Source organism: Pseudomonas sp. Irchel 3E13 (assembly GCF_900187455.1).
In the GTDB taxonomy this organism is placed as follows: Bacteria; Pseudomonadota; Gammaproteobacteria; order Pseudomonadales; family Pseudomonadaceae; genus Aquipseudomonas.
On sequence record NZ_FYDX01000009.1, the window covers coordinates 294,570 to 319,993 of the forward strand.

A 25,424-nucleotide genomic window follows, 5' to 3' on the forward strand; every position below is an offset into this window, starting at 1 on the left:
GCGGTTTATTTATCGAGGTGCTCAGCCCCCTTGAGCGCCTCGTCACCCAGCATCAGGGTCACGTCGTGGGCAACATCTTCCTCTTCGAACAGCCGCCAGGTCTTGCCTTCCTGGGTTCCCAGCAGTTCGACGAAGCGACGACCTTCGACCCGATCATCCAGTTGGCCCAGATACCGACCCGGCTCGCTGCTCAGGGTCAGGGCGATCTTGCGGTCCTTCTCCGGTTGGGTCGGCGAGATCAGGTTGAGTTCCAGGGCCTGCGGCTGGCTGTCACCGCTCAGGCGCAGCTCGACTTCGCCGGTGACTTCGTCCAGGTGCACGCTGGCCTTGAGATTGAGGGTCTGCGCCAGCAGTTCGCGGTCCAGTGAGCGGTTGATGCCCTTGCCGGCCTCGTAGTAGTTGTCGTTGACCAGGTTGTCCGGGTTGTTCACGGCAATGCTGACCATGGTCAGGCTCAGGGTCACCGAGGTGGCCAAAATGCCGATGATGATCCAGGGCCAGAGGTGCTTGTACCAGGGGCTGTGAGCGCTTGCTGCAGGCATTGAAAGACTCTCTTAGCGGATTTGCGGGCCGATGAACCGGCTCTTGGCTTCAACCTCGGTGCCGCTGTCGTCGGCGTCCTTGAGGATGAAGGTGACGTCGTTGGTGGTCGACGGCAGTTGTTCCGGCGCCACCGACAGTTGTACCGGCAGGCTGACGATATCGCCGGCCGCCACGCGGATCTCCCGTGCGCCTTCCAGACGCAGTCCCGGCAGGCCCTCGGCTTCGAGCACGTAGACGTGGTCGTGCTGGTCCTTGTTCATCACTTTCAGGCTGTAGACGTTCTCGATCCGGCCCTGGGCGTTTTCGCGGTAGAGCACCCGGTCCTTGCTGACGTCGAAGCCTACCAGCGAACGCATGAAGAAGGCGCTGGCGAGCGCGCCGATCATCACCAGCAGGACCACGAAGTAGCCGATCAGCCGCGGTCGCAGCATGTGGGTCTTCTGCCCGGACAGGTTGTGCTCGGTGGTGTAGCTGATCAGGCCACGCGGGTAGTTCATCTTGTCCATGATGTTGTCGCAGGCGTCGATGCAGGCAGCGCAGCCGATGCACTCGATTTGCAGGCCGTCGCGGATGTCGATGCCGGTCGGACAGACCTGGACGCACATGGTGCAGTCGATGCAGTCGCCGAGGCCCTTGGCTTTGTAGTCGACGTCTTTTTTACGCGGGCCACGGGTTTCGCCGCGGCGCGGGTCGTAGGAAACGATCAGGGTGTCCTTGTCGAACATCACGCTCTGGAAGCGGGCGTACGGGCACATGTAAATACACACCTGTTCGCGCAGCCAGCCGGCGTTGCCGTAGGTGGCGAGGGTGAAGAAGCCGACCCAGAAGTAGGCCCAGCCGTCCGCTTCACCCGTGAAGAAGTCCACTATCAGTTCGCGGATCGGTGCGAAATAGCCGACGAAGGTGATGCCGGTGACGAAGCCGATCAGCAGCCAGAGGGTGTGCTTGGCGGTCTTGCGGGCAGCCTTGTTGGCGCTCATCGGCGCCTTGTCCAGTTTCATGCGCTGGTTGCGGTCGCCTTCGGTGACCTTTTCGCACCACATGAAGATCCAGGTCCAGACGCTCTGCGGGCAGGTGTAGCCGCACCAGACGCGCCCGGCGAATACGGTGATGAAGAACAGGCCGAAGGCGGCGACGATAAGAATGCCGGAGAGGAGGATGAAATCTTGCGGCCAGATGGTGGCGCCGAAGATGTAGAACTTGCGCTCCGGCAGATTCCACCAGACGGCCTGGTGACCGCCCCAGTTCAGCCAGACGGTGCCGAAATAGAGGAGAAAGAGGAGTGCGCCGCCTGCCATTCGCAGGTTGCGGAAAATACCGGTGAAGGCTCGGGTGTAGATTTTTTCCCGCGCGGCGTAGAGGTCCACGCTCTCGTTTTTCTTCTTGTTGGCAGGCGGGGTGATGTCTTGTACAGGAATCTGCTTGCTCATCGTTTACAGTCCCACGGCAGTGGAAAGATGCCGCGGTCAGTGCATGCCGACCGCAGTCAGAAGTGTTTCTGCTCTGGCCCGCATGATACGCCTGTGCTGGCATTCTGGGGCGCGGGTGCGACACTGGGTCGCGTTGGGTAATGCTCGACAATGGTGTATTGGCGGTGTCAATTGATCCAGGTCATGACCAGGGTGATTGAGCCCCTGAAAAAACACCTCTGCATCCCCACCAAGAAAAAAGGCCCCACCAGTCTGCACTGACGGAGCCTTTTGTCAGCCGTGAAACTTACTGAGCCTCAGCCGGTTTCTGGTCTTTCTGCGACAGGCTCCAGACATACGCCGCCAGCAGGTGGACCTTGTCGTTGCCCTGGATTTCCTGCTGCGCCGGCATCTGGCCCTGACGGCCGTAGCGGATGGTTTGCTGCAGTTGGGCGAAGCTGGAACCGTAGATGAACGCCTGCGGGTGAGTCAGGTTCGGCGCGCCCATCGCTGGAGTCCCCTTGCCTTCCGGACCGTGGCAGGCCACGCAGTTGGCGGCGAAGATCTTCTGGCCGTTGGCGGCGTCAGCCTTGGTGCCTTCCGGCAGGGTGCGGCCATCGAGGTTGGTCAGCACGAATGCAGCAACGTCGGCCACGCCTTGCTCGCCGATCACTTCAGACCACGCCGGCATCACGCCGTGGCGGCCAGCCATGATGGTCTGCTTGATGGTTTGCGGCTCGCCGCCCCAGCGCCAGTCGCTGTCGGTGAGGTTGGGGAAGCCGTAGGAACCCTTGGCGTCGGAACCGTGGCAGACCGAGCAGTTTGAGGCGAAAAGGCGCCCGCCCATTTTCAGGGCTTGCGGATCTTTCGCTACTTCTTCGATGGGCATGGCTGCGAATTTGGCGAAGATCGGCCCGAACTTGGCGTCGGCCCGCTGCATCTCCTTTTCCCACTCGTGAACGCCGGTCCAGCCGGCCTGACCGTTGGCGAAGTCAGTCTTCTTGTCGGTGTCCAGGTACTGGTAGCCGGGCAGGATGCCTTTCCAGTTGCCCAGGCCGGGGTACAGCGCCAGGTAGCCGAGAGCGAAGATGATGGTGCCGACGAACAGCATGAACCACCATTTCGGCAGCGGGTTGTCGTACTCCTCGATGCCATCGAAGGAGTGGCCCACGGTTTCTTCGGTGGTTTCGCTACGCTGGCCCTTGCGGGTGGACAGCAGCAGCCAGGTCAGGGCAAAGATGGTGCCCAGACTCAGAACGGTGACGTACAGACTCCAGAAGGTAGTCATTCGTTGTTACTCCTAGACGCTTTCGCTTGCGCTTGCGCTTGTTCGACGTGCTCGCTGGCTTCGGGATCATCCGCGAAGGGCAGCAGTGTCGCTTCGTCGAACTCGGACTTGCGCCGAGAACTGAACACCCACAACGCCAGGCCCACGAAGGCCACCATCACCACGACGGTGCCCAGGCCACGAATCATCCCGATATCCATCGCAATCACCGTTTGCTTTTGATGATGGTGCCCAGACCCTGCAGGTAGGCGACCAGGGCGTCCATTTCAGTCTTGCCCTTGACCGCGTCGCGAGCACCGGCGATGTCAGCATCGGTGTACGGCGTGCCCAGGGTACGCAGGACTTCCATCTTCTTGGCGGTGTCTTTGCCGTCGAGCTTGTTCTCTACCAGCCACGGGTAGGACGGCATTTTCGACTCGGGTACGACGTTGCGCGGGTTGTACAGGTGCGCGCGGTGCCAGTCATCGGAGTAACGACCACCCACCCGTGCCAGGTCCGGACCGGTACGCTTGGAACCCCACAGGAACGGGTGGTCCCAGACGCTTTCACCGGCCACCGAGTAGTGGCCGTAGCGCTCGGTCTCGGCGCGGAACGGACGGATCATCTGCGAGTGGCAGCCTACGCAGCCTTCGCGGATGTACACGTCACGGCCTTCCAGCTCCAGCGCGGTGCGCGGCTTCATGCCTTCGACCGGCTTGTTGGTGACGTCCTGGAAGAACAGCGGAACGATCTGGGTCAGGCCGCCGATGCTCACGGCGATGACCATGAAGAAGGCCAGCAGGCCAATATTCTTCTCGACTACTTCGTGCTTCATCAGTGGGCTCCCACTACGACGATCTGAGCGGCGGCTTCAGCTTCGGCCGGTTTCGAGGCGCGAACAGTGCGCAGGACGTTGTAGGCCATCAGCAGCATGCCGGAGGCGAAGAACGCACCGCCCAGCGCGCGGACGATATAGCCCGGGTGGCTGGCCTGCAGGGCTTCGACGAAGGAGTAGGTGAGGGTGCCGTCGTCGTTGATCGCGCGCCACATCAGGCCTTGGGTGATGCCGTTGACCCACATCGAGGCGATGTAGAGCACGGTACCGATGGTGGCGAGCCAGAAGTGCGCGTTGATCAGGCCGACGCTGTGCATCTGGGCACGGCCGTAGAGCTTCGGAATCATGTGGTAAATGGCGCCGATGGAGATCATCGCAACCCAGCCGAGCGCGCCGGCGTGTACGTGGCCGATGGTCCAGTCGGTGTAGTGCGAGAGCGAGTTGACGGTCTTGATGGCCATCATCGGGCCTTCGAAGGTCGACATGCCGTAGAACGCCAGCGAAACCACGAGGAAACGCAGGATCGGGTCGGTGCGCAGCTTATGCCAGGCGCCCGAGAGGGTCATCATGCCGTTGATCATGCCGCCCCAGCTTGGCGCCAGCAGGATGATCGACATCACCATGCCCAGCGATTGTGCCCAGTCGGGCAGGGCGGTGTAGTGCAGGTGGTGCGGACCGGCCCAGATGTACAGGGTGATCAGCGCCCAGAAGTGCACGATGGACAGGCGATACGAGTAGATCGGGCGCTCGGCCTGCTTCGGTACGAAGTAGTACATCATCCCGAGGAAGCCGGTGGTCAGGAAGAAGCCCACGGCGTTGTGGCCGTACCACCACTGGATCATCGCGTCGGTCGCGCCGGCATAGGCCGAGTACGACTTGAAGAAGCTCACCGGCAACGAGATGTGGTTGACGATGTGCAGCATCGCGGTAACCAGGATGAAGGCACCGTAAAACCAGTTGCCGACATAGATGTGTTTGGTCTTGCGCTTGACCACGGTTCCGAAGAACACCACGGCGTAGGTCACCCAGACAATGGCCAGCAGGATGGCGAGCGGCCATTCCAGTTCGGCGTATTCCTTGGTGGTGGTGTAACCCATGGGCAGGGTGATCAGAGCGCCGACGATGACCGCTTGCCAACCCCAGAAGGTGAAGGCTGCGAGGCTGTCGGAGATCAGTCGCGTCTGGCAGGTACGCTGCACGACGTAATAGGAGGTGGCGAACAGTGCACAACCGCCGAAGGCGAAGATCACCAGGTTGGTGTGCAGGGGGCGCAGGCGTCCAAAGCTCGTCCACGGCAGGTCAAGGTTGAGTTGCGGCCAGACCAGTTGCGAGGCGATGAAGACACCGAGGGCCATGCCAAGGATCCCCCAGACCACCGTCATGATGGCGAACTGGCGGACGACCTTATAGTTATAAGCAGTCGGACTGATAGCTGTGCTCATTCTAAGGTTCCACGGTTTTATAGGTGTTTTTGTAGGTAGAAAAATCGGCGCAAGTATCTACAAGCAGTGTGGGTATTGCAACGCAAGGGAATCTGTTCCACACCCCGCCAGGGCCTGTTTTACGGCCCTTCCGACCCGTCTACCGCGCAAATTGTACACAATATTATCTTGTTTATGTGCACCATTTTAGAGTGGATTGCACGCTTCTCAAGGCCTGGAAAACCCTGTGAGACGCCGCTTTTTCACCCCGTGAAAACGGAGCAAAGCCGGCAATCGCCAGCCTTTGCGCTGGCACGATGACATGTGATGAACCAAACAGAGGTGCATGCGCGACATCGCTTCCAGCCACATGTGGCAACAAGCTTAGTCCCGTTCAGAGGGGGTGCAAGGAGGGGGTACGGAGGGGTGCGACACTTGGTCGCACATACAAACAGGAACGCCGCACCCGGTTCGGATGCGGCGTTTTCAGTCAATGCTCAGATGGACTGAAGTGTCACCGTGCAGAAGTCTTGTCGCCGTCCTGCGAAAGGCTATAGACGTAGGCGGCCAGCAAGTGGACCTTGTCGTTGCCTTGAATGTCCTGCTGTGCAGGCATCTGGCCCTGACGGCCGTAACGGATGGTCTGCTGCAGTTGGGCAAAGCTCGAGCCGTAGATGAACGCTTGCGGGTGAGTCAGGTTCGGTGCGCCCATTGCTGGAGTGCCCTTGCCTTCCGGACCGTGGCACGCCACGCAGTTGGCGGCGAAGATCTTCTGGCCGTTGGCGGCGTCAGCCTTGGTGCCTTCCGGCAGGCTGCGGCCATCGAGGTTGGTCAGCACGAATGCAGCAACGTCTGCCACACCTTGCTCACCGATCACTTCGGACCAGGCCGGCATCACACCGTGACGACCGAGCATGATCGAAGCCTTGATGGTTTCCGCTTCGCCGCCCCAGCGCCAGTCCTTGTCGGTCAGATTGGGGAAGCCGTAGGAACCCTTGGCGTCGGAACCGTGGCACACCGAGCAGTTGGAGGCGAACAGGCGGCCCCCCATTTTCAGTGCTTGCGGATCCTTGGCCACTTCTTCCACCGGCATGGCAGCGAACTTGGCGAAGATCGGGCCGTACTTGGCGTCGGCGCGGTCCATTTCTTTCTGCCATTCGTTGGCGCCGGTCCAGCCATTTTCATAGCCGGGCAGGATGCCTTTCCAGTTGCCCAGGCCCGGGTAGAGGACGAGGTAACCGACGGCGAACACCAAAGTGCCGACGAACAGCCAGAACCACCAGCGTGGCAGCGGATTGTCGTATTCCTCGATGCCATCGAAGCTGTGGCCCATGGTCTGGTCCGTGGTGCCTGGCTGCTCACCCTTGCGGGTGGACAGCAGCAACCAGGTCAGGCCGATCAGGCTACCGATGGTCAGTACGCTGATGTACGTACTCCAGAAGGTGGTCATTGCCGGGTACTCCTCAAGGCGTTTTCTTTTTCGGCGCCAGGCAGGCGCTCGTCGGCAAAGGGCAGCAGGCTCGCTTCGGCGAATTCACGGTCACGGCGACGGTTGAAAACCCAGAGCGACAGGCCGATGAAGGCGATGGCCACCACCAGGGTGCCCAGGCCTCGCAACTGGCCGATATCCAGGGTGAAGTCCATGGCGCTTACCTCTTGTTCTTGATCGCGGTGCCGAGCACCTGCAGGTAGGCGACCAGCGCGTCCATTTCGGTTTTGCCCTTGACCGAGGCGACAGCACCGCTGATGTCGTCGTCGGTGTACGGCACGCCGAGGGTGCGCATTGCTTTGAGCTTGGCTTCGGTGTGGCTGTTATCGACCTGTTGGGCGACGAGCCACGGGTACGAAGGCATCTTCGACTCAGGCACGACGTTGCGCGGGTTGTACAGGTGCGCACGGTGCCAGTCATCGGAGTAGCGACCGCCAACGCGGGCCAGGTCAGGACCGGTACGCTTGGAACCCCACAGGAACGGGTGGTCCCAGACGCTCTCGCCAGCCACCGAGTAGTGGCCGTAGCGCTCGGTCTCGGCGCGGAACGGACGGATCATCTGCGAGTGGCAGCCCACGCAGCCTTCGCGGATGTAGATGTCGCGGCCTTCCAGTTGCAGCGCGGTGTAGGGCTTCATGCCTTCGACCGGCTTGTTGGTGACGTCCTGGAAGAACAGCGGAACGATCTGGGTCAGGCCGCCGATGCTGACGGCCAGGACCATCAGCAGCACCAGCAGGAAGACGTTCTTTTCAATAGCTTCGTGTTTCATGTCCTAGTCCTCAGGCCAGCTGCGCGGAAGCGTCTGCGGTTGCCGGAGCCGGGGCACGCACGGTGCGCCAGGTGTTCCAGGCCATCAGCAGCATGCCGGTCAGGAAGATTGCACCACCGACGAACCGCACGATGAAGCCAGGGTGGCTGGCCACCAGGGTTTCAACGAAGGAGTAGGTGAGGGTGCCGTCGGCGTTGACTGCACGCCACATCAGGCCCTGGGCGATACCGTTGACCCACATCGAGGCGATGTAGAGCACGGTGCCGATGGTGGCGAGCCAGAAGTGCGCGTTGATCAGGCCGATGCTGTGCATCTGGGTACGGCCGAAGACTTTCGGAATCATGTGGTACAGCGCGCCGATGGAAATCATCGCAACCCAGCCAAGAGCGCCGGCGTGTACGTGGCCGATGGTCCAGTCGGTGTAGTGGGACAGGGCGTTGACGGTCTTGATCGCCATCATCGGACCTTCGAAGGTCGACATGCCGTAGAACGCCAGCGAAACCACCAGGAAACGCAGGATCGGGTCGCTGCGCAGCTTATGCCAGGCGCCCGAGAGGGTCATCATGCCGTTGATCATGCCGCCCCAGCTTGGTGCCAGCAGCACCAGGGACATGATCATGCCCAGCGATTGTGCCCAGTCTGGCAGGGCGGTGTAGTGCAGGTGGTGCGGACCGGCCCAGATGTACAGGGTGATCAGCGCCCAGAAGTGCACGATGGACAGGCGATAGGAGTAGACCGGGCGTTCAGCCTGCTTCGGTACGAAGTAGTACATCATCCCGAGGAAGCCGGCGGTGAGGAAGAAGCCTACGGCGTTGTGGCCGTACCACCACTGCACCATGGCGTCGGTGGCGCCGCTGTACAGCGAGTAGGATTTGGTCAGGCTGACCGGCAGTTCCATGTTGTTGACGAGGTGCAGGATCGCCACGGTGATGATGAACGCACCGAAGAACCAGTTACCCACGTAGATGTGCTTGGTATTGCGCTTGATCAGCGTACCGAAGAACACCACGGCGTACGCCACCCAGACGATGGTGATCAGGATATCGATCGGCCACTCCAGCTCGGCGTATTCCTTGGAGCTGGTGTAACCCAGCGGCAGGGTAATGGCGGCCAGCAGGATCACCAGTTGCCAGCCCCAGAACACGAACGCCGCGAGGGCGGGCGCGAACAGTTGGGTTTGGCAGGTACGCTGCACCGAGTAGAAAGAACTGGCAAACAGCGCGCAACCACCGAAGGCGAAAATCACCGCGTTGGTATGCAGGGGGCGCAGGCGCCCGAAGCTGGTCCAGGGAAGGTCGAAGTTGAGGGCAGGCCAGACGAGTTGCGCGGCGATGAAAACGCCGAGCCCCATCCCGACGATTCCCCACACCACCGTCATAATGGCGAATTGGCGGACCACCTTGTAGTTGTAGGCGGTACTGCAGGTTGTGTTCATGTATGGGTTCCCATCCACGGTTATAGGCAGGCTAAACAGCGAGGCAAGCATGAGTAATGGGCGAATCTCCGGTATTGACGGGGATCAATGGGCGCAGCGGCTGAAAATGCGGGGGTGGTTATGGAATGCCCCGGAAAATCAGGCAGATGGCGGTGCCAGGGGCTGTCTGATCCTGGCCCACGGGGCGGGCGCGCCGATGGACAGCGATTTCATGCAGGACATGGCGCAAAGGCTTGCCGGGCAAGGGCTGGGTGTACTGCGCTTCGAGTTTCCCTACATGGCTCAGCGCCGCTCGGGTGGTGGCAAAAGGCCGCCGAATCCCCAGGCGGTATTGCTCGACTGCTGGCGGGAGGTCTATCGGGAGGTGCGACCATTGGTCGCTGGGCCGCTGGTCATGGGTGGCAAGTCCATGGGCGGGCGGATGGCCAGCTTGCTGGCGGACGAATTGGGCGCGGATGCGCTGATTTGCCTGGGTTATCCGTTCTATGCCGCAGGCAAACCGGAGAAGCCGCGGGTGGCGCACTTGGCGCAACTGCGCACGCCGACGCTGATTATCCAGGGCGAGCGGGATGCGTTGGGCAATCGGCAAACGGTGGAGGGGTATGAACTGTCGCCGGCGATCGAGGTGTGCTGGCTGGACGCGGCTGACCATGACCTCAAGCCGTTGAAGGCTTCAGGGTTCAGTCATGCGGATCATCTGCGGACGGCGGCGCAGAGGATAGTGAACTATGTGGGCGAGCTCCCACAGGGGGAGCTGGCTTCGAGCAAATGAGCGAGCTGAATCAGTCGCGGTATTCGCACAGGTAAGCGGTGTCGACCGCGACCTTCAGCTGGAACTTGGCGTTGGCCGGTACGTTGAACTGGCTGCCGCTGGAGAAGGTTTCCCAGTTGTCGCTGTCAGGCAGCTTCACGGTCAGGGCGCCGGACACCACGTGCATGATTTCGCGCTGGGCAGTGCCGAACTCGTATTCGCCCGGGGCCATGACGCCGATCGTAGCCGGACCTTCGGCAGTGCCGAACGCGATGGACTTGACCGTGCCATCAAAGTACTCGTTGACCTTAAACATGGGCGACTCCTGCAAGAAAAAGGGACCAAAAAGGCCGGCCAGTATGCCCAAGCCTTCTGGTCCCGTCATCCGCTTTCAGGTGCCCTGGACCGGGAGTGTCAGCGGTAGCAGCCGGGCGGTATTGCGGGCGTCTTCAAGGGCTCGGTGCTGTTGCCCGCTGAACTGCAGGCCGGCCAATTGCAGCGCGCTGTTCAGGCCCATAGGCCGCTTCAACTGGCGGGCCTTGGCAAAGTGCTGCTTGAGGTTGAGGTGGGGGACGCTGCTGAGCAGGCTTTCGAGGCCGTTGGCCTGCCATTCCTGCAGCAACTGCTTGCGGTCGTAGTCGCCCCAACTGGTCCAGCCCTCCAGGCGTGGCTGGTAATGGCCCAGCCAGCGCTCGAATTGCGCCCAGACCTCGTTGAACGGCTGTGCCCCGTCGACGTTGGCCTGGCTGATGTGCGTCAGCTCACGGCAGAACACCGTGAGTTGCGGACGTCGCCGCGGTTTCACGAAACGCTGGAAATGATCCACCTCCCGGCCTTCGCGATTGACCAGGCTGGCGCCTATTTCGATAACTTCCATATCCGTGATCGGCCAGCCACCGTCGTCGGTGGTGGCTTCCAGGTCGATCACCAACCAATGGCCCATAACAGATTCCCTACCCAAGATGTCGTCCAAGCGTAGCCAAACACGGGCGTCTGCGATATCCCATGGCGTTTTGCCCTGATGCTCGAAAATGGCGCATGCGGCGGGTTGTACTACCCCGTGAAAACGCCTAGCTTAGACAGATCCACCCTGTGAGAGTCGTCATCTTGATTCCAGCGCCAATACCGCGGGTATTGTCCTTGCTATTGTGTTTTGCCCTGGCCTGGCAGGCCGACGCGGCTCTCGCCCTCGACACCGTCGAAATCAGAATCGGCGCGGCACATTTTCCCCCGTATACGGTGCGCCCGGAGCAGGGCGATGACACGGGGCTGTTGCCGCAACTGGCGCAAGCGCTGAACAACGTGCAAAGCCTGTATCACTTCGTGCTGGTGCCCACCTCGATCCCGCGACGTTTTCGTGATTTCCAGGAAGGGCGGGTCGATATGGCGATCTTCGAGAACCCCGACTGGGGTTGGCAGGATATCCCGCATGTCGCCGTCGACATGGGGCTGGAGGATGCCGAGGTCTTCGTTGCCCAGCGCACCCGCGATCACGACCAGCAGTATTTCACCCGTCTGGACGGCAAACGTTTGGCGCTGTTCAACGGCTATCACTATGCCTTTGCCGGCTTCAATTCTGATGGCCGCTACCTGGCCAAGACCTTCAACGCCACGCTGACCTATTCCCACGACAGCAACCTGCTGATGGTGCAGCGTGGCCGCGCCGATATCGCGCTGGTGACGCGTTCGTACCTGAGCGACTACATGGTGCGAAATCCGGAAAGCGTCGGGCAGTTGCTGGCGTCGGAGCGGATCGATCAGGTCTATCACCACTACGCCCTGCTGCGTCCGCAGGCGAAAATCAGTGGCGAGGAGTTCGCGGCGTTGCTGGATCGACTGCGGGCCAACGGCGAGTTGCTGAGAATCTTCAATCCCTACCAGATCCAGGTGATCGAGCCGCACCGTCACTGAGCGGGCCCTGATCATCCGAACGGCTGTGATTTCAGTTCAGCGGGCCAGCCCCGCGAGCGTTGGAAACCTTGCGGCAATGCACCAAGGCATCGCGAATCATGAAGTTGACCAAAGTGGGCGAAACGCCGAGTTCCTTGGCGATGTCTTTCTGCGGAACGCCGTGCAAACGGTACATCTCGAAGGCGTAGCGGGTGCGTGGGGGCAGCTCGGTCAGGGCTTCGGCGATATGTTCGAGGGTGGCGAAGTTGATGTGCGCAGCCTCGGGCGATGCGCCGTGGATGACGACATTCATGCCTTCTTCTTCAGTGCCTGAATATTTCATCTCCATTGCCTGCTTGCGGTAATGGTCGATTGCCAGGTTGCGCACGATCTGGAACAGGTAGCTCAGTTGCGCCTTGAACGACGAGGTGATCTGCGGAGCGGAGTTGAGCCGGAAAAAAGCGTCCTGCACGACATCTTCGGCCCGTGAGCGGCAGCCGGTAATGCGCGCTGCGATTTTGACCAGGATGCTGCGGTTGTCGACGAAGGCTTGGAGTAACGGTGAATCGCACTTACCTGTGGATAGTTGTTCCGCCATGGAAATCACCTTTTCTCTAAGTGGATAGCGAACCTCCCGAGGGACCTGTTCGCTGCGACGTGCGACAAACTAGTATTAATGATAATTATTGTCAATTGCGAAAGTTAATAACTCTATATACGTTTTGGTTCTAAGATCATCAGCCTGTTTCATGACCCGGCAAGTGTCATTCGTGGACGCCTTGTGCTGCCTCGCTTCAGAGCGATTTCGGCGTTTTGGGCGGCGACGGGCTGGTGTGCGTCCGGCACTTTTATCCCACAGCCAAATGACGGATTTGTGCGCGTGCTCACGTCTCTTCGATGACGAAAAAAAGCCGCCTGAGCGGCGGCCAAGGATGCCGGCGTGCGGCTGAATGCACGCCGGGCGGGAGGAGGGCTCAGCGCTTGCCGAGGATCTTGCCGAGCAGTTCCGGACGCGGTGCGCCTTGCTGTTGCTGCAGGCGCTGCTGATCGTCCAGATAGAAAATCGCCGGGGTGGCGGACAGGCCCAGTTCGTTCATCAGGGCCAGGTTGGCATCGAGTTTGGCCTGCACATCCGCCGGGATTTTTTCCAGCGCCTTGAGCGTGCTGGCCTTGCCGGCGCTTTCGTGGTCATGCAGGGCTTTTTGCGGATCCTTGCTGGCCAGTAGCGACGCGGACTTGGCCGGGCTGTCTTCGCGAATGATGCCGACCATGATGTGGCGCAACTGCACTTTGCCCGATTCGACCCACGGCCGCGCCTGTTCCCAGAACATGTTGCAGTAAGGGCAGTTGGGGTCGCTGAACAGGTAGACGATGCGCGGCGCATCCGCTTTGCCGTCGGCGATCCAGGCGGTCTTTTCCATCTTTGCCCAGACTTCCTTGGCCATGGGCGCGTACACCAGTTGTTCCAGCGGTTTCTCGCTCAGGTCGCGACCTTCCTGGTCGAACAGGCTGCCCACCAGCACATGTTTGCCGTCCGGCGTCAGGTACAGCGCCACGCCGCGGTTCTGGAACTGCGCGGCATAGCCTTTGAGGCCGTTGGGGGCGTCGAAGCTGCCGACGATCTTCGCGCCCTTGGCTTCGATCTGCCTGACCGCTTCGGGCAGGTCCTCGGCCACAACCAGCGGGCTGGCGAAAATGCCGAGGGCCAGGCCCAGGTAGATCGGGATCTTCATGGTGTATTCCTTGTTTCTGAAAGGGGCGCGCTCGGCATGTTTTCGAACGATTGCAGCGCGTGACGCAGGCTGGCGCGGGACAGCTCGCCGAGATGGCTGCCGACCAGGCGCCCGTCGGCGTCGTAGAACAGCGTGGTGGGCAGGGCCATGGAGCCGACCTGCGCGGCCAGTTGTCCGCCGGCGTCGAATAGCACGTGGGACAGGTTCAGGCCGGTGGTGGCGAGAAAATTGGTGACGATCTGCGGCGTCTCGCCCTGGTTGACGAACAGGAAGGTGACGTCCGGGTATTCGTGTTGTGCCTGCTGCAACACCGGCATTTCGCGGCGGCAGGGCGGGCACCAGGTCGCCCACAGGTTGATCACCAGCGGGCGGCCGCGATGGCTGTCGAGGGCGACGGACTGCCCGCGGGCATCGAGCAGGCTCAGTTGCGGCAACTGGGTGCCTTGTTCGTAAAGATGGCTGCCCCAACTGGCCAGCAGCCAGAACAGCGCGCCGCTGAACAATCCCCAGCCCAGCGGGCGGCGCCGCGCCGGTTTGCGCCAGCCGGTCCAGACGGCGCCGATCAGCACTGCCAGCAGGCCGGTCCAGGGCGAGAAACCACCGTCACGGATATCGATGATTTGCAGCGGATCATCCCGGTACATCGACCAGTAGGCGATGACGAAACCGACCCGGGCGCCCAGCAGGCCGAGGAGAAACAGGCCGAACAGCGAGGACTCCGGATTGTCGCCGCCACGCTTGGCCACTCGCCAGCCGACCAGGGTCGCCAGGCCCAGTGCCGCAAGCAGCAACAGGTGATCGAGGGCCATGGCCACCGGGCCGATATTCACCGTCAGCATCAGCCTTGGCTCCTGGTTGCATTCCAGTGTTGCAGGAAAGTCGCGGCGTCCACTTCACCCACCAGCCGGCGGCTGCGCCGTTCTTCGCCATCGGGACCGATCCACAGCATGCTCGGCGGACCGGGCACCTGATAGCGCGACAGCAACGCGCGAGAGGCCGGCGCGTCCGCGGTAACGTCCAGGCGCACAAGGCGCACGCCACTCAGCGCCGCGAGCACATCGGCGCGAGCGAACACCTGCTTTTCCATGACCTTGCAGGACACGCACCAGTCGGCATAGTAGTCGAGAAACACCCACTGGCCCTGGCTGCGTGCCGCGTCCAGCTCGGCCTGCAAGGCCTGCGGGGTACTGACGGTGGTGAAGGCGTCGACCGGCGCGGTCACCGCGCTGGCAGTGGCGCGAGATGCGCTGTAAGGCTGCAACGGTTGCCACGGATCGCTGCCACCCCCGGCAGCGCCGATGATCGACAGCAGGCCCCACAGCCCGGCGATCAGCACCGGTGGTTGCGCCGCACGCCAGTGGCGCAGGACCGGCCAGGCGCTCCAGGCCAGGGCCAGCAGCCAGGCGCCCGCCAGTCCGAGCCACAGCGCAGGCTCCAGCACCACGCGCAGCGTGTACAGGCCCATGGCGAGGAAGACGAAGCCGAAAAGACCCTTGACCAGATTCATCCACGCGCCCGGACGTGGCAGGTAGCGATTGCCCACGGTGACCAGCAGCAACAGCGGCAGGCCCATGCCCAGCCCCAGGCTGAACAGCACCAGCGCACCGTGCAGAGCATTGCCGCTCTGCGCGATATACAGCAGGGCGCCGGCCAGCGGCGCGGTCATGCACGGTCCCATCAACAAACCGGACAACGCGCCCAGCGCCGCGGCGCCAAACAGGTTTCCGCCGCGGGTGTGGCGCCCGGCGCGCTCCAGGCGATCGCGCAGAAACATCGGCAATTGCAGTTCAAAGGCGCCGAACATCGGCAGGGCCAACAGCACGAACAACCCGGCCAGGCTGCCCAGCAACCAGGGTTGTTGCAGCCAGGCCTGCAGGTTCGCGCCGAGCAGGGCGGCGACCACGCCGAGCGCGGCGTACACCAGCGCCATGCTCAACACATAAGTACCCGCCAGCGCCCAGCCGCGGCGGCTGCTGGCGTTGTTGCCCATCACCAGCCCGGCGAGGATCGGCAGCATCGGCAATGAGCAGGGCGTAAAGGCGAGCAACAGGCCAAGGCCGAAGAACACCAGCAGCCCCCAGCCCAGGTTCCGCTGTTGCAGGGTGCCGGCGAGGGCCTGATCGCTGGCCTGGGTCTGGGAAGTGTCGGCGCTGGCACCGCCGAGGTTCACAAGCGACGTCTGTGGCGGATAGCACAGCCCGGCATCGGCGCAGCCCTGCCAGCCCATGCGCAAGGTGCCTTGGGCCGAGGCCGGCAGCAGCAGTTCAAGTTCGCCGCGGTAGACCGGTGTTTCGCCGAAGAACTCGTCGTGGTGCGGTAGTGCCTGGGGCAGCGGCGGAATCTGCTCCGGTGCGAGGCCGTCGAACTTCAGGCGCTTCTGGTACAGGTAATAGCCGTCGGTGATGGCCCAGTGCAGGCGGGTCTGACCGGACGGCAGGCGTTCGCTGGTAAAGACGAAGGCCTTTTCCACCGGGAGGAAGTCGCTCTGGGCGAAAGGATTGGCAAAGCTCTGCGCCTGGCTCAGGGAAGTGAACAGGCAGAGGATCGCCAGGAGCAATGCACGCATGTCGAAGCCTTGGAAGGTCATGAGCGAGCAAGGCTGCCGACCCTGGATTAACCCAGGGTTAAGCCGCTGGCCGGCAGGCGACGGGGCGTGCGACGCAGGGCATAATCCCCGGTTAATCCTGCTCTGGCCCACTGCCGGCCTTCCCCCGTCGATGACCGAATCCGCCCATGCATGTACTGCTCTGTGAAGACGACGACCTGATCGCCAGCGGCATCATTGCCGGCCTGAGCGCCCAGGGCCTCACCGTGGACCGCGTGGTCAATGCCGGTGCCGCGCGCGCCATGCTCCAGGCCGCGCACTTCGATGTGATGGTGCTCGACCTCGGGCTGCCCGACGAAGATGGCCTCAAGCTGTTGCAGCGCCTGCGCCAGCAAGGCGAGCGCCTGCCGGTGCTGATCCTCACCGCCCGTGACGCGGTGACCGACCGCGTCGACGGCCTGCAGGCCGGTGCCGACGATTACCTGCTCAAACCCTTCGACCTGCGCGAACTGGCCGCCCGCCTGCACAGCCTGGTGCGGCGCATGGCCGGGCGCTGCGTGAACGTCATCGAGCACGGGCCGCTGAGTTTCGACCCGAGCAACTGCGAAACCAGCCTGGGCGGCCAGCCGGTGGACCTGTCGCGCCGCGAGCAAGCGCTGCTCCAGGCGCTGCTGAACAACCCCGGCCGGGTGCTTTCCAGCGAGCAACTCAAGGACAGCGTCTACGGCTTTGGCGACGAAGTGGAGAGCAATGCCCTGAACGTGCACATCCATCACCTGCGCCGCAAGCTGGGCAACGGCATCGTCGAGACCGTTCGTGGCCTGGGCTACCGTCTCGGCCCGGCGCAATTGCCAGGATCACCGTGATGAGCTTGCGCCTGCGCCTGAGCCTGATTCTTGGCACCGCCTTCGTCCTGATCTGGGCCCTCGCCGCCGCCTGGATGCTGCGCGACCTGCGCCAGCAAATGATGTTTTCCCTCGACCAGCGCCTGGTGGCGTCGGCGCGGATGGTCGCCGGGTTGATCGACCAGTTGCCGCAGCCGTTGACCAGCAAGGGCGAGGGCACCCACCTCAGTGCCGATCAGTTGAGCGTCCCCGATGGCATGGCCTGCCAGGTCACTTCGCTGCGTGGCGAGATCCTCGCCCGCAGCCATCAGAATGCTGACCAGCACCTGGATGACGGGCGCGGCGGCTTCCATGACCAGATGATCGATGGCGCGCGCTGGCGCAGCTTCACCTTCGCCCACGGCGATATCCGCATCACCACCGCCGACCGTCACCTCGAACGCGAGGCGCTGAACCGCTCGATCCTGCTGGCGGCATCGGCGCCGGTGCTAGTGGCCCTGCTCGGCAGTCTCGGCCTGCTCTGGGTCGGTATCGGCAAGGGCCTGGCGCCGCTGAACTGGATGCGCGATGCCCTGCGCCGACGGAGCCCGGACTCCGTCGAGCCGTTGCAAATCAAGGCGGTGCCCAGCGAGCTGCAACCGTTGCTGGACACCCAGAACCAGTTGTTTCTGCGCATTGGCCAGACCATCGAACGTGAGCGCCGCCTGACCGGCGATGCCGCCCACGAACTGCGTAGCCCGCTGACCGCAATCAAGACCCACCTGCAAGTGGCGCGGATGACCGATGGCAGCGTGCGCGAGCAGGCCCTGGAGCATGCCGAGCAGGGCGCCGACCGCTTGCACCGGACCCTCGAACAGTTGCTGCTGCTGGCGCGGGTCGAGGGCAGCCTGTCGTTCGACGATGGCGTGCAGTGCAGTGCCGAACAGGCCGCCCGCCAGGCCATTCAGGATACCGGCGACAACCGTCGCATCTTCTTGCAGGCGCCGCAGCGGGCGGGAGAGGTGCAGTTGGACATGCCGGCGGGTTTGGCGGTGGCGGCACTGCGCAACCTGCTGGATAACGCTCTGCGCCACAGCACCGGCGAAACCCCGGTGGAACTGGAGGTGCACGTGGAGGAGGGCCGGGTCGGATTCCTCGTCCGCGACCATGGCCCCGGCATTCCCGAGCAGCACCTGCAACACTTGACCCAGCGCTTCTGGCGCAATGGTCAAAGCGAGGGCAGCGGCCTGGGGTTGGCGATCGTCCAGGCAATCGTTCAGCGCTGTGCCTGTTCATTGCATTTCGACAGCCGTCCCGACGGTCTGCGGGTGCTGCTGCAGATGCCGTTGCGCGTCGAGGCCGTGTGATGAGCAATAACCCCTAAATTTCCCACCCAATTCAACGTTCTAGCTTGGACATAAGTGGTTTCCATGGCTGGCACGGGTGGGCAATGACGATATCTCGACGGGGATTCATAGCAGGTCTGGCGTTGACCAGCGCGGCGGTGCCGGCGGTCTACTACGGCCATCGCAAGCTGACCCACGACCCCGAGGACGACATCGTCACCCCAGGCGAAGCCAGCGTTGAACTGGCGGATATCGCCGGCCAGCAACTGGCCAATCAACTGCGGGGTGTCTGGGATATCCGCTTCACCGGCGCCGATGGCGGCCTGCCGGGGCTACCGCGCGAAGGCGCGCAGTTGTACCTGGATATCGCCGCCAAAGGCCGTGGCCTGCGCGGCGTGCTGGACACCGGTGAGCGGTTGGAACAACCCGGCCCGGTGGCCTATCGGGTGCTGGGCGATCTGGTCGGCGCTTCCAGCAAACAAGTGCGTTGGCGTCTGCTGAGCAACCAGGGCGGGCCGGGTTTCGAGTGCATTGCCACGCTGGATGAGGTCTGGGGCAGTTTCGGCAACGCCGGCAGCGGAACCCTCAGCGGTAACCTGCAGCGCCTCGACCGGTCCATGGCATTGCCCCTGCGAGACAGTCATTTCGTCGCCGTGAAGCGGATGTTTCCCGAGGCGCGTGAGCGCATTGCCTACACCCCCGAATTACGCGACTGGCTGATCGGCGCCGAGCACCGGTTGTTCCACCAGCTCTGGCATTCGACCCGGGACAAATGGCACAGGCTCTCCGAAGAGCAGCATGGCGCACTGCGCGGCCTCGGCTGGCAACCCGGGCCGCGGGATAAGGAGCGTGATGCCCGCGGGCCACGCAAGCACCGCAACGGCTCCGGTGTGGATTTTCTGTTCATGCACCGGCATATGCTCAACACCGCGCGGACCTTCCAGGCATTACCGTCCTGGACCCATTTCCCCTTGCCACAGCCAAACGTCGAGTTCGATCGCCACGGTTTCGCCCGCTACTTCGATAACCACGATGGCTACAGCGTACCGCCGACCTGGCTGGCGTCGGGAGACAGCGAGTACACCCAGTGGGTGGCTGCCATCAAGGCGCAGGAGACGTTCTGCAGCAACTTCCAGGTCTGGGAATCGCAATACCAGGACCCGCAGTACCTGTCGCGCATGACCCTCGGCGAGTTGGGTTCGGAACTGGAAATGAACCTGCACGACTGGCTGCACATGTGCTGGGCGTCGGTCCCGCGTGACCCGTCCAACGGCGCGCCGGTGCCGTTCGCGCGCAATCCGTCGGACTTTGCCGCCCGCTGGTATGGCGCCGGCAACGACTTCCTCGGCGATCCGTTTTCATCCCATGTGAACCCGGTGTTCTGGGGCTTTCATGGCTGGATCGACGACCGCATCGACGACTGGTTCCGCGCTCAGGAACGGCACAACCCGGGCCAGGTTCGGCGCCTTCAGGTCAATGGCGTGGAATGGTTCGCGCCGGGGCGCTGGAACGAGGTCGAGGATCCGTGGCTGGGACCGACCACCCATGGCTGCAGCACCACGCCGGGCATGTTCCCGGGCAAGTCGGTGGAGATGGATATCGAGACGATGAAGCTGGCGTTGCGCCTCATCTTTGCCGAGGAAGACAAGCTCAAGCCGCTGTTCAAGCGCGTGCCGCAACGGCCGTGGTATGCGCGGCATTTGTCGATGAAAGGGATTGCCTCGTAAGGGACCGCGAGCGGTCCCCTCTCTAGCTCAGCGAACCTCCGTCACGTGCCACCCACCACCCAACGCCTTGTACAGCGCCACGCTGCCCTGCACCCGCGCCAGGCGCAGTTGCACTTGCTGGTCCTGGGCCTGGTAGAGGGTGCGCTGGGTTTCCAGCACCGTCAGCAGCGTCTCCGCGCCCGCTCGATAGCGCCGCTCCGCCAGTTCGAAGGCGGTGCGCGCCTGGCGCACTTCTTCGTCCTGCCACTGCCGCTGGCGATCGACGCCGCCAATGCTGTTCAGCGCCTTCTCCACATCGCCGAAACCGGAAACGATGCTGGCGTGATAGCGCTGGAGCAGCTCTTCCTGCTCGGCGCGGGCCCGGTCGCGTTCGGCCTTGAGCCGGCCGCTGTCGAAGATCGGCGCCGCCAGCCCCGCCGTCAGGTTGTAGTAGGGGCTGCGCAACAAGCGGTCGAAGACCTGCGAACCGGACGCGAGGTTGGCGCCCAAGGTCAGGCTCGGCAGCATCGCGGCGCGGGCCACTTGCACATTGGCCCGGGCCGCCGCCAGCCGTGCTTCGGCGGCGGCAATGTCCGGGCGGCGGCTGAGCAGGTCGCTGGGCACGCCCGTGCCGATGCGCGGCCAGTTGATCGCGGTGAAATCCTCGCGGGTCTGCGGCAGCGCCTGCACCGGTTCGCCGAGCAGGGTCGCCAGGGTAATGCGGGTGTCCTGCAATTGTTGTTCGAGCAGCGGCACCTGGCGTTCCTGCGCCGCGACCAAACTGCGCTGTTGCGCCAGTTCCAGGGCGGTCGCCGACCCGGCGTCGTGGCGGGTCTGCACTACTTGCAGCACGTCGCGGGCGTTGCTCAGGTTCAGCCGGGCGATGCGCACTTGTTCGACCAACGCGAGGCTTTGCAGGTAGCTGCTGGCGACGCCGCTGAACAGCGTCAGTTCCACCGTCTGGCGGTCAAAGCGACTGGCATCGAGGCTGCGCAGCGCGCTGTCGCGGGCCGCAGCGTTGCCGCCCCAGAAGTCGATTTCGTAACTGGCGTTCAGCCCGGTGCTGAAGGTGGTGTAGGTGCGGTCGCTGCGGGTCGCATCGATGCCGTTGTAGCCGCTGCCGCGCAGCAACCGTTCGCGGCTGGCATTGAGGCCGAACTTCACCTCCGGCAGCAATGGCGCGCCGGCGATGACCGCGCTGGCCTGGGCCTGGCGGATCCGCGCCACGGCCGCGGCGAGGTCGAAACTGTTGCTGCGCGCCTGCTCGATCAAGTCGTTCAGTTGCGCACTGGCGAAGGCCTGCCACCATGGCCCGTCGGCGATCGACGCGGCCGGGTCATGCTGGCCTTGCCAGTGTTCGGGGGCCGCTGGCGGCGCGGCGTCGGGGGTGCTGTTGGCGCAGGCACCGAGCAATACACACAGGGACAGAAGGCTGAGACGGCTGGGCAATGTCATCGATTATTCGCTTGTCAGGGCTTTGACCGGATCGAGCCGGGCCGCTTTGCGTGCCGGCATGAAGCCGAACACCACGCCGGTGATGACGGCGCAGGTGAAGGCGCCGAGCACGGCACCGAGGGAAAACGCCACGGCGATATCGGCCAGCATCAGGCCGCCGCCGATCAACATCGCCACGGCGATGCCGGTCACGCCGCCGACCATCGACAGCATCACCGCCTCGGTCAGGAACTGGCGCAGGATGTCGCGCTGGCGGGCGCCGGTGGCCATGCGGATGCCGATCTCGCGGGTCCGCTCGCGCACGGTCATCAGCATGATGTTCATCACCCCGATGCCACCCACCAGCAGGGAGATCGCCGCGATCGCGCCGAGCATCAGTGACAGGGTGTTCTGCGTGCGCGCCTCGGCCTGGATCAGCGCCGCGTAGTTGGTCAGTTCATAGTCGTGCTTGCCGCGGTGCAGCTTGCGCATCAGTTGGTCGATGGCCGCTTCGGTTTCCTTGACCCGGCCCGAATCGGCGGCGGCGATGGTCACGTACTCCGGGTCGCGGCTGCCGAACAGGCGGATGGCGGCGGCGGAGTAGGGCACCACGATGCGCCCGTCGCTGTCCTGGTCGCCGGAACTGGAACCCTTGCCAGCGAGCACGCCGAGCACCTGGAACGGCACGTTGCCGATCAGGATGTACTGGCCGATGGGGCTGCGTTCGGCAAACAGCTTTTCCTTGACCTTCTGCCCGATCACCGCCACCGAGGCCGCGCTCAGTTCGTCGGATTCGGTGAAGAAGCTGCCCTCGACCACCGGCCAGTTGAAGATCTCCGAGAACCAGGTGTTGTTGCCGCCGACGTAGAAGCTCTGGCTGTTGTTGGCGTAGCGCACCATCAACTGGTTGCCGATCACCGGCATGATCTTCTTCACCTGGGGCAAACTGCCGACCGCTTCGACGTCGTCGAGGGTGATGATTCCGGCGGGCTCGTGCATGCTCGCCGACTTGCCGCTGAGGTAGAGGATGTTCGAGCCGAAGGCGGCCATCTGCGCCACCACCTGGCGTTTACTGCCTTCACCGACGGCCAGCATCACCACCACCGACGCCACGCCGATGACGATGCCGAGCAGCGTCAGCGCGGTGCGGAAGCGGTTGATCCACATGACTCGCCAGGCAGCCTGAAGGGCTTCCACCAGTTCGCCCTTCCAGGCGCCGGTCTGGGTCGAGCCGTGGTCGAGGTACTGGCGCAGTTCCTCGGCTTTCGGGCCGGCTTTGGCCGGCTGCCGTTCGGGCTGGTCGTTGGCCGAGTCACTGATGACCAGGCCGTCGCGGATCTCGATGACCCGCTGGGCCCGCGCGGCGACCTCGCGGTCATGGGTAATCAGGATGATCACGTGACCCTGGCTGGCCAGTTCGTCGAGCAGGGCCATGACCTCGGCGCCGCTCTTGCTGTCGAGGGCGCCGGTGGGTTCGTCAGCGAGAATGATGTGGCCGCCGTTCATCAGCGCGCGGGCGATCGACACCCGCTGCTGTTGGCCGCCGGAGAGTTGGTGCGGGCGGTTGGCGGTGCGGTCGCCGAGGCCGAGGCGGTCGAGCAGGGCGGCGGCGCGGGCGTGACGCTCGGCGGCGGGCGTGCCGGCATAGATGGCCGGCATCTCGACGTTTTCCTGGGCCGAGCCCGAGGTGATCAGGTGATAGCCCTGGAAGACGAAGCCGAACGCCTCGCGGCGCAGCCAGGCCAGTTCGTCGCTGTCCAGGTCGGCGACGTCCTTGCCGGCGAAGAAGTATTCGCCGCTGGTGGGGCGGTCGAGGCAGCCGAGGATGTTCATCAGCGTCGACTTGCCGGAGCCGGAGGCGCCGACGATGGCGACGAATTCACCGGGATGGATGGCCAGGCTCACGCCGCGCACCACTTCCACCTTGGGCGTGTCGATACCGCCGTAGGACTTGCGGATGTCCCGCAGTTCAATCAGGGGCGTGCTCATTCAACCCCCGCTGGCGATGGGGGCGCCAATCAGCAGGTGATCGCCCTCGGACAGGCCGTCGAGGATCTGCACCCGCAGACGGTCGCTGAGGCCTGTGCGCACATGACGCTGCTCGATCTTGCCGTCGCGGTTCACCACCTGGACCAGGCGCTGGTCGGCCTTGTCACCGTCGTCTTCCAGCGCCGCGACGGGCGCGGTCAGTACGTTCTGTGCCTGGCCGGCAACGAAGAACACCTGGGCGGTCATTTCCGCCATCAGGCTGTGGTCCGGGTTGTCGACGTCCAGCAGCACGGTGTAGAGCACCACTTTGCCACTGCTGCCGCTGGCGCTGCGTGAACCGCTGCCGCCACCGCTGCTCTGGGACGAGGTATCCAGCGGCTTGGGCGGAATCGGCAGAATCTGCCGGACGGTGCTGTTCCAGCGCCGCTTGCCGCCGGCGAGGGTGGTGAAGTAGGCCGTCATGCCGGGTTTGACGTGGCCGATATCCGCTTCCGAGACCTCGGCCCACACCGTCATCGGCGATAGCCTGGCGATACGCAGGATCAACGGGGTCTGCTGCTGGGCGTTGAGGGTCTGGCCTTCCCGGGCGTCCACCGCGACCACGGTGCCGGACATCGGTGCGTAGATGCGGGTGTAGCCGAGTTCCGCTTCGTCACTGCGAAGGCTCGCCTGGGCTTGAAGGATTTGCGCGCGGTACATGTCGATGCGGGCCTGGGTCACCTTGAGTTGCGCCTGGGCGGTCTGCACGTCTTCCTCGCGGGTGGCGCCACCGGCGGCAAGGCTCTGCTGGCGCTTGTACTGCTGCTCGGCGAGCTTGTACTGGGCCTGCTGCTCGGCCAACTGGGCCTTGAGGTTGTCGATGGAATAGCGGCCCGCATCGAGCCTGGCCTGTTGGGTCGAGGGGTCGATTTCCACTAGCAACTGGCCTTCCTGAACCTCGTCGCCGGGTTCGACATGCAGCTTGCGGATCTGTCCGGACGCCTGGGCGCCTACGTCCACATAGCGACGCGGTTGCAGGTTGCCCAGCGCGGTGACGCTACTTTCGATATCGCCACGGGTGACCGCAACGGTACTCAGCGGGTCGTTGCCCGGCAGTGTTTTCCAGGCAACCAGGGCACCCAGGCTGACAAGCCCCAGGGCACAGATCTGCAGGCGGCGTTTGAAAGTAGGACGTCTCATGCGGGGTTCCAGCCAGAGGGATTCGGCCCGCGCGGCATTCAACACCTGCACGGGAGGCTCCCAGATAAACGAGAGGGGCACGCTGTAATTTACCTGCGGCACCGACCATCGAGGGGCCCGTCCGAGGGAGGGCAATACTATGCTGAAATGGCTAAACCTTTGTGAGAACCATTTTCATTTGTTGGGTATTATCTTCCGCGCATTCCGAGCGTCTCGGAAAGGGCATTCCAACAATATATTGACGCTCGCTTGATTTCCGACGGTTTCCCGACAACTATCAGTAAAAGTTCCTACGGAATTACTGCCCGATTCGTCGGCGTGGTGAGTGGTCAAGGAGTGTTCCCCACAACTATTACCTTGGTCATTCACCATGGCTGACAAATCCTTGCGAATCCTGCTGGCCGACGCGCATCCCATGCAGTTGCTGCAACTGGAGAAGATGCTCAACGGCATGGGCTACTACCGCATCGCGCCGGTGCAGTCCTTCGAAGACCTGCGGCACTTGGTGCAGAACGCACTGCTGCCGTTCAACCTGCTGATCGGCAACATTGATCTGGCCAGCCATGCTGGGGTCGACCTGGAGCGTTTCTGCCGGGTCAATGTGCAGATTCAGCATGCGCTGCTGTACGAGTCGCAGCACCTGAAGATGCCTGCGGTGCCTATGGGGCAGCGCCAGCCGGTGACCGTCAGTCTGGCGAAGGTTCCGGACGATGAGACGCTGCATGCGTTCATGGCGATCATCGATACCCCGCGCCTGCTCGGTCAGTTGCCCAGCCCCAAGGGCAAGAACGCGCCGCGCGCGCCTTCCCGGCAAAGACTGGGCCTGGGACAGACGGTGTTCTCCCGGCCCTCCTGAAAC

At 63.3% G+C, this 25,424-nt stretch carries 25 protein-coding genes; 6 read left to right on the forward strand and 19 right to left on the reverse strand.

Annotated elements, in window-relative coordinates; genetic code table 11:
* Nucleotides 1–5: 5 nt before the first annotated feature.
* The 10 genes from CKW37_RS17975 to ccoN (CKW37_RS18020) all read right to left on the reverse strand — a co-directional run bounded on the left by CKW37_RS17975 (nucleotide 6) and on the right by ccoN (CKW37_RS18020) (nucleotide 9,168).
* Nucleotides 6–542 (reverse strand): FixH family protein, encoded by a 537-nt coding sequence (locus CKW37_RS17975; protein WP_095157058.1) that lies wholly within the window; start codon nucleotides 540–542, stop codon nucleotides 6–8.
* A 12-nt stretch (nucleotides 543–554) separates the two neighbouring features.
* Nucleotides 555–1,973: a cytochrome c oxidase accessory protein CcoG gene (ccoG, locus tag CKW37_RS17980; RefSeq protein WP_095157059.1), complete on the reverse strand. Its 1,419-nt coding sequence runs from the start codon at nucleotides 1,971–1,973 to the stop codon at nucleotides 555–557.
* A gap of 286 nt (nucleotides 1,974–2,259) precedes the next feature.
* Nucleotides 2,260–3,240, reverse strand: a complete 981-nt coding sequence (gene ccoP / locus CKW37_RS17985) for a cytochrome-c oxidase, cbb3-type subunit III (protein ID WP_095157060.1) — start codon at nucleotides 3,238–3,240, stop codon at nucleotides 2,260–2,262.
* On the reverse strand, nucleotides 3,237–3,440 hold the full coding sequence (locus CKW37_RS17990) for a cbb3-type cytochrome c oxidase subunit 3 (protein ID WP_095157061.1): 204 nt from the start codon (nucleotides 3,438–3,440) through the stop codon (nucleotides 3,237–3,239). Before CKW37_RS17990 ends, ccoP (CKW37_RS17985) begins: the two co-directional genes overlap by 4 nt.
* Before the next feature lie 5 nt (nucleotides 3,441–3,445).
* Nucleotides 3,446–4,054 carry a cytochrome-c oxidase, cbb3-type subunit II gene (gene ccoO, locus CKW37_RS17995; protein WP_095157062.1) on the reverse strand — a complete coding sequence of 203 codons (609 nt, stop codon included), beginning with the start codon at nucleotides 4,052–4,054 and terminating at the stop codon, nucleotides 3,446–3,448.
* Nucleotides 4,054–5,496, reverse strand: coding sequence for a cytochrome-c oxidase, cbb3-type subunit I (gene ccoN / locus CKW37_RS18000; protein ID WP_095157063.1), 1,443 nt, complete (start codon nucleotides 5,494–5,496; stop codon nucleotides 4,054–4,056). The genes ccoO (CKW37_RS17995) and ccoN (CKW37_RS18000) overlap by 1 nt, the downstream gene beginning before the upstream one ends.
* Nucleotides 5,497–5,989: 493 nt before the next feature.
* Nucleotides 5,990–6,925 (reverse strand): cytochrome-c oxidase, cbb3-type subunit III, encoded by a 936-nt coding sequence (gene ccoP / locus CKW37_RS18005; protein WP_095157064.1) that lies wholly within the window; start codon nucleotides 6,923–6,925, stop codon nucleotides 5,990–5,992.
* Nucleotides 6,922–7,119 carry a CcoQ/FixQ family Cbb3-type cytochrome c oxidase assembly chaperone gene (locus CKW37_RS18010; protein WP_095157065.1) on the reverse strand — a complete coding sequence of 66 codons (198 nt, stop codon included), beginning with the start codon at nucleotides 7,117–7,119 and terminating at the stop codon, nucleotides 6,922–6,924. The genes ccoP (CKW37_RS18005) and CKW37_RS18010 overlap by 4 nt, the downstream gene beginning before the upstream one ends.
* A gap of 5 nt (nucleotides 7,120–7,124) precedes the next feature.
* A complete protein-coding gene (ccoO, locus tag CKW37_RS18015; protein ID WP_095157066.1) occupies nucleotides 7,125–7,733 on the reverse strand; it encodes a cytochrome-c oxidase, cbb3-type subunit II in 609 nt (202 codons plus the stop codon).
* 10 nt (nucleotides 7,734–7,743) lie between these two features.
* On the reverse strand, nucleotides 7,744–9,168 hold the full coding sequence (gene ccoN, locus CKW37_RS18020; RefSeq protein WP_095157067.1) for a cytochrome-c oxidase, cbb3-type subunit I: 1,425 nt from the start codon (nucleotides 9,166–9,168) through the stop codon (nucleotides 7,744–7,746).
* 49 nt (nucleotides 9,169–9,217) lie between these two features.
* Here ccoN (CKW37_RS18020) and CKW37_RS18025 point away from each other — a divergent pair, with 49 nt between their 5' ends.
* Nucleotides 9,218–9,940 carry an alpha/beta family hydrolase gene (locus CKW37_RS18025; protein WP_095157131.1) on the forward strand — a complete coding sequence of 241 codons (723 nt, stop codon included), beginning with the start codon at nucleotides 9,218–9,220 and terminating at the stop codon, nucleotides 9,938–9,940.
* A gap of 10 nt (nucleotides 9,941–9,950) precedes the next feature.
* On the opposite strand, the gene CKW37_RS18030 is transcribed toward CKW37_RS18025, so the two are convergent.
* Nucleotides 9,951–10,235 carry a pyrimidine/purine nucleoside phosphorylase gene (locus CKW37_RS18030; protein ID WP_095157068.1) on the reverse strand — a complete coding sequence of 95 codons (285 nt, stop codon included), beginning with the start codon at nucleotides 10,233–10,235 and terminating at the stop codon, nucleotides 9,951–9,953.
* A 75-nt stretch (nucleotides 10,236–10,310) separates the two neighbouring features.
* On the reverse strand, nucleotides 10,311–10,862 hold the full coding sequence (locus tag CKW37_RS18035) for an exonuclease domain-containing protein (protein WP_095157069.1): 552 nt from the start codon (nucleotides 10,860–10,862) through the stop codon (nucleotides 10,311–10,313).
* Nucleotides 10,863–11,065: 203 nt separating this feature from the next.
* On the opposite strand from CKW37_RS18035, the gene CKW37_RS18040 reads away from it, so the two are divergent.
* Nucleotides 11,066–11,830 carry an ABC transporter substrate-binding protein gene (locus CKW37_RS18040; protein WP_256587799.1) on the forward strand — a complete coding sequence of 255 codons (765 nt, stop codon included), beginning with the start codon at nucleotides 11,066–11,068 and terminating at the stop codon, nucleotides 11,828–11,830.
* A 31-nt stretch (nucleotides 11,831–11,861) separates the two neighbouring features.
* Here the strand turns inward: CKW37_RS18040 and CKW37_RS18045 are convergent, their stop codons facing one another.
* The 4 genes from CKW37_RS18045 to dsbD all read right to left on the reverse strand — a co-directional run bounded on the left by CKW37_RS18045 (nucleotide 11,862) and on the right by dsbD (nucleotide 16,108).
* Entirely contained in the window at nucleotides 11,862–12,407 is a 546-nt protein-coding gene (locus tag CKW37_RS18045) for an RNA polymerase factor sigma-70 (RefSeq protein ID WP_095157070.1), read from the reverse strand.
* Between the two features lie 376 nt (nucleotides 12,408–12,783).
* Nucleotides 12,784–13,542, reverse strand: a complete 759-nt coding sequence (gene dsbG, locus CKW37_RS18050; RefSeq protein WP_095157071.1) for a thiol:disulfide interchange protein DsbG — start codon at nucleotides 13,540–13,542, stop codon at nucleotides 12,784–12,786.
* On the reverse strand, nucleotides 13,539–14,381 hold the full coding sequence (locus CKW37_RS18055) for a prolipoprotein diacylglyceryl transferase family protein (RefSeq protein ID WP_095157072.1): 843 nt from the start codon (nucleotides 14,379–14,381) through the stop codon (nucleotides 13,539–13,541). The genes dsbG and CKW37_RS18055 overlap by 4 nt, the downstream gene beginning before the upstream one ends.
* Nucleotides 14,381–16,108, reverse strand: a complete 1,728-nt coding sequence (dsbD, locus tag CKW37_RS18060) for a protein-disulfide reductase DsbD (protein ID WP_095157133.1) — start codon at nucleotides 16,106–16,108, stop codon at nucleotides 14,381–14,383. The genes CKW37_RS18055 and dsbD overlap by 1 nt, the downstream gene beginning before the upstream one ends.
* A gap of 167 nt (nucleotides 16,109–16,275) precedes the next feature.
* Between dsbD and CKW37_RS18065 the strand changes: the two genes are divergently transcribed.
* The 3 genes from CKW37_RS18065 (at nucleotide 16,276) to CKW37_RS18075 (ending at nucleotide 19,984) form a co-directional block, all read left to right on the forward strand.
* Entirely contained in the window at nucleotides 16,276–16,953 is a 678-nt protein-coding gene (locus CKW37_RS18065) for a response regulator (RefSeq protein ID WP_095157073.1), read from the forward strand.
* Nucleotides 16,953–18,278, forward strand: a complete 1,326-nt coding sequence (locus tag CKW37_RS18070) for an ATP-binding protein (protein ID WP_095157074.1) — start codon at nucleotides 16,953–16,955, stop codon at nucleotides 18,276–18,278. The genes CKW37_RS18065 and CKW37_RS18070 overlap by 1 nt, the downstream gene beginning before the upstream one ends.
* An 83-nt stretch (nucleotides 18,279–18,361) precedes the next feature.
* Nucleotides 18,362–19,984: a PvdJ/PvdD/PvdP-like protein gene (locus CKW37_RS18075; RefSeq protein ID WP_095157075.1), complete on the forward strand. Its 1,623-nt coding sequence runs from the start codon at nucleotides 18,362–18,364 to the stop codon at nucleotides 19,982–19,984.
* Between the two features lie 27 nt (nucleotides 19,985–20,011).
* Here CKW37_RS18075 and CKW37_RS18080 read toward each other — a convergent pair whose 3' ends face one another.
* Genes CKW37_RS18080 through CKW37_RS18090 form a run of 3 tightly spaced genes read right to left on the reverse strand, consistent with a single transcriptional unit; the run spans nucleotide 20,012 to nucleotide 24,565 of the window.
* Nucleotides 20,012–21,418 (reverse strand): efflux transporter outer membrane subunit, encoded by a 1,407-nt coding sequence (locus CKW37_RS18080; RefSeq protein WP_095157076.1) that lies wholly within the window; start codon nucleotides 21,416–21,418, stop codon nucleotides 20,012–20,014.
* Nucleotides 21,419–21,421: 3 nt separating this feature from the next.
* Entirely contained in the window at nucleotides 21,422–23,386 is a 1,965-nt protein-coding gene (locus CKW37_RS18085; protein WP_095157077.1) for a MacB family efflux pump subunit, read from the reverse strand.
* The gene (locus CKW37_RS18090; protein ID WP_095157078.1) at nucleotides 23,387–24,565 is read right to left on the reverse strand and encodes an efflux RND transporter periplasmic adaptor subunit; all 1,179 of its coding nucleotides are present in this window, start codon (nucleotides 24,563–24,565) and stop codon (nucleotides 23,387–23,389) included.
* A gap of 370 nt (nucleotides 24,566–24,935) precedes the next feature.
* Between CKW37_RS18090 and CKW37_RS18095 the strand changes: the two genes are divergently transcribed.
* Nucleotides 24,936–25,421 (forward strand): histidine kinase, encoded by a 486-nt coding sequence (locus tag CKW37_RS18095; RefSeq protein ID WP_095157079.1) that lies wholly within the window; start codon nucleotides 24,936–24,938, stop codon nucleotides 25,419–25,421.
* The last annotated feature ends 3 nt before the right edge of the window (nucleotides 25,422–25,424 follow it).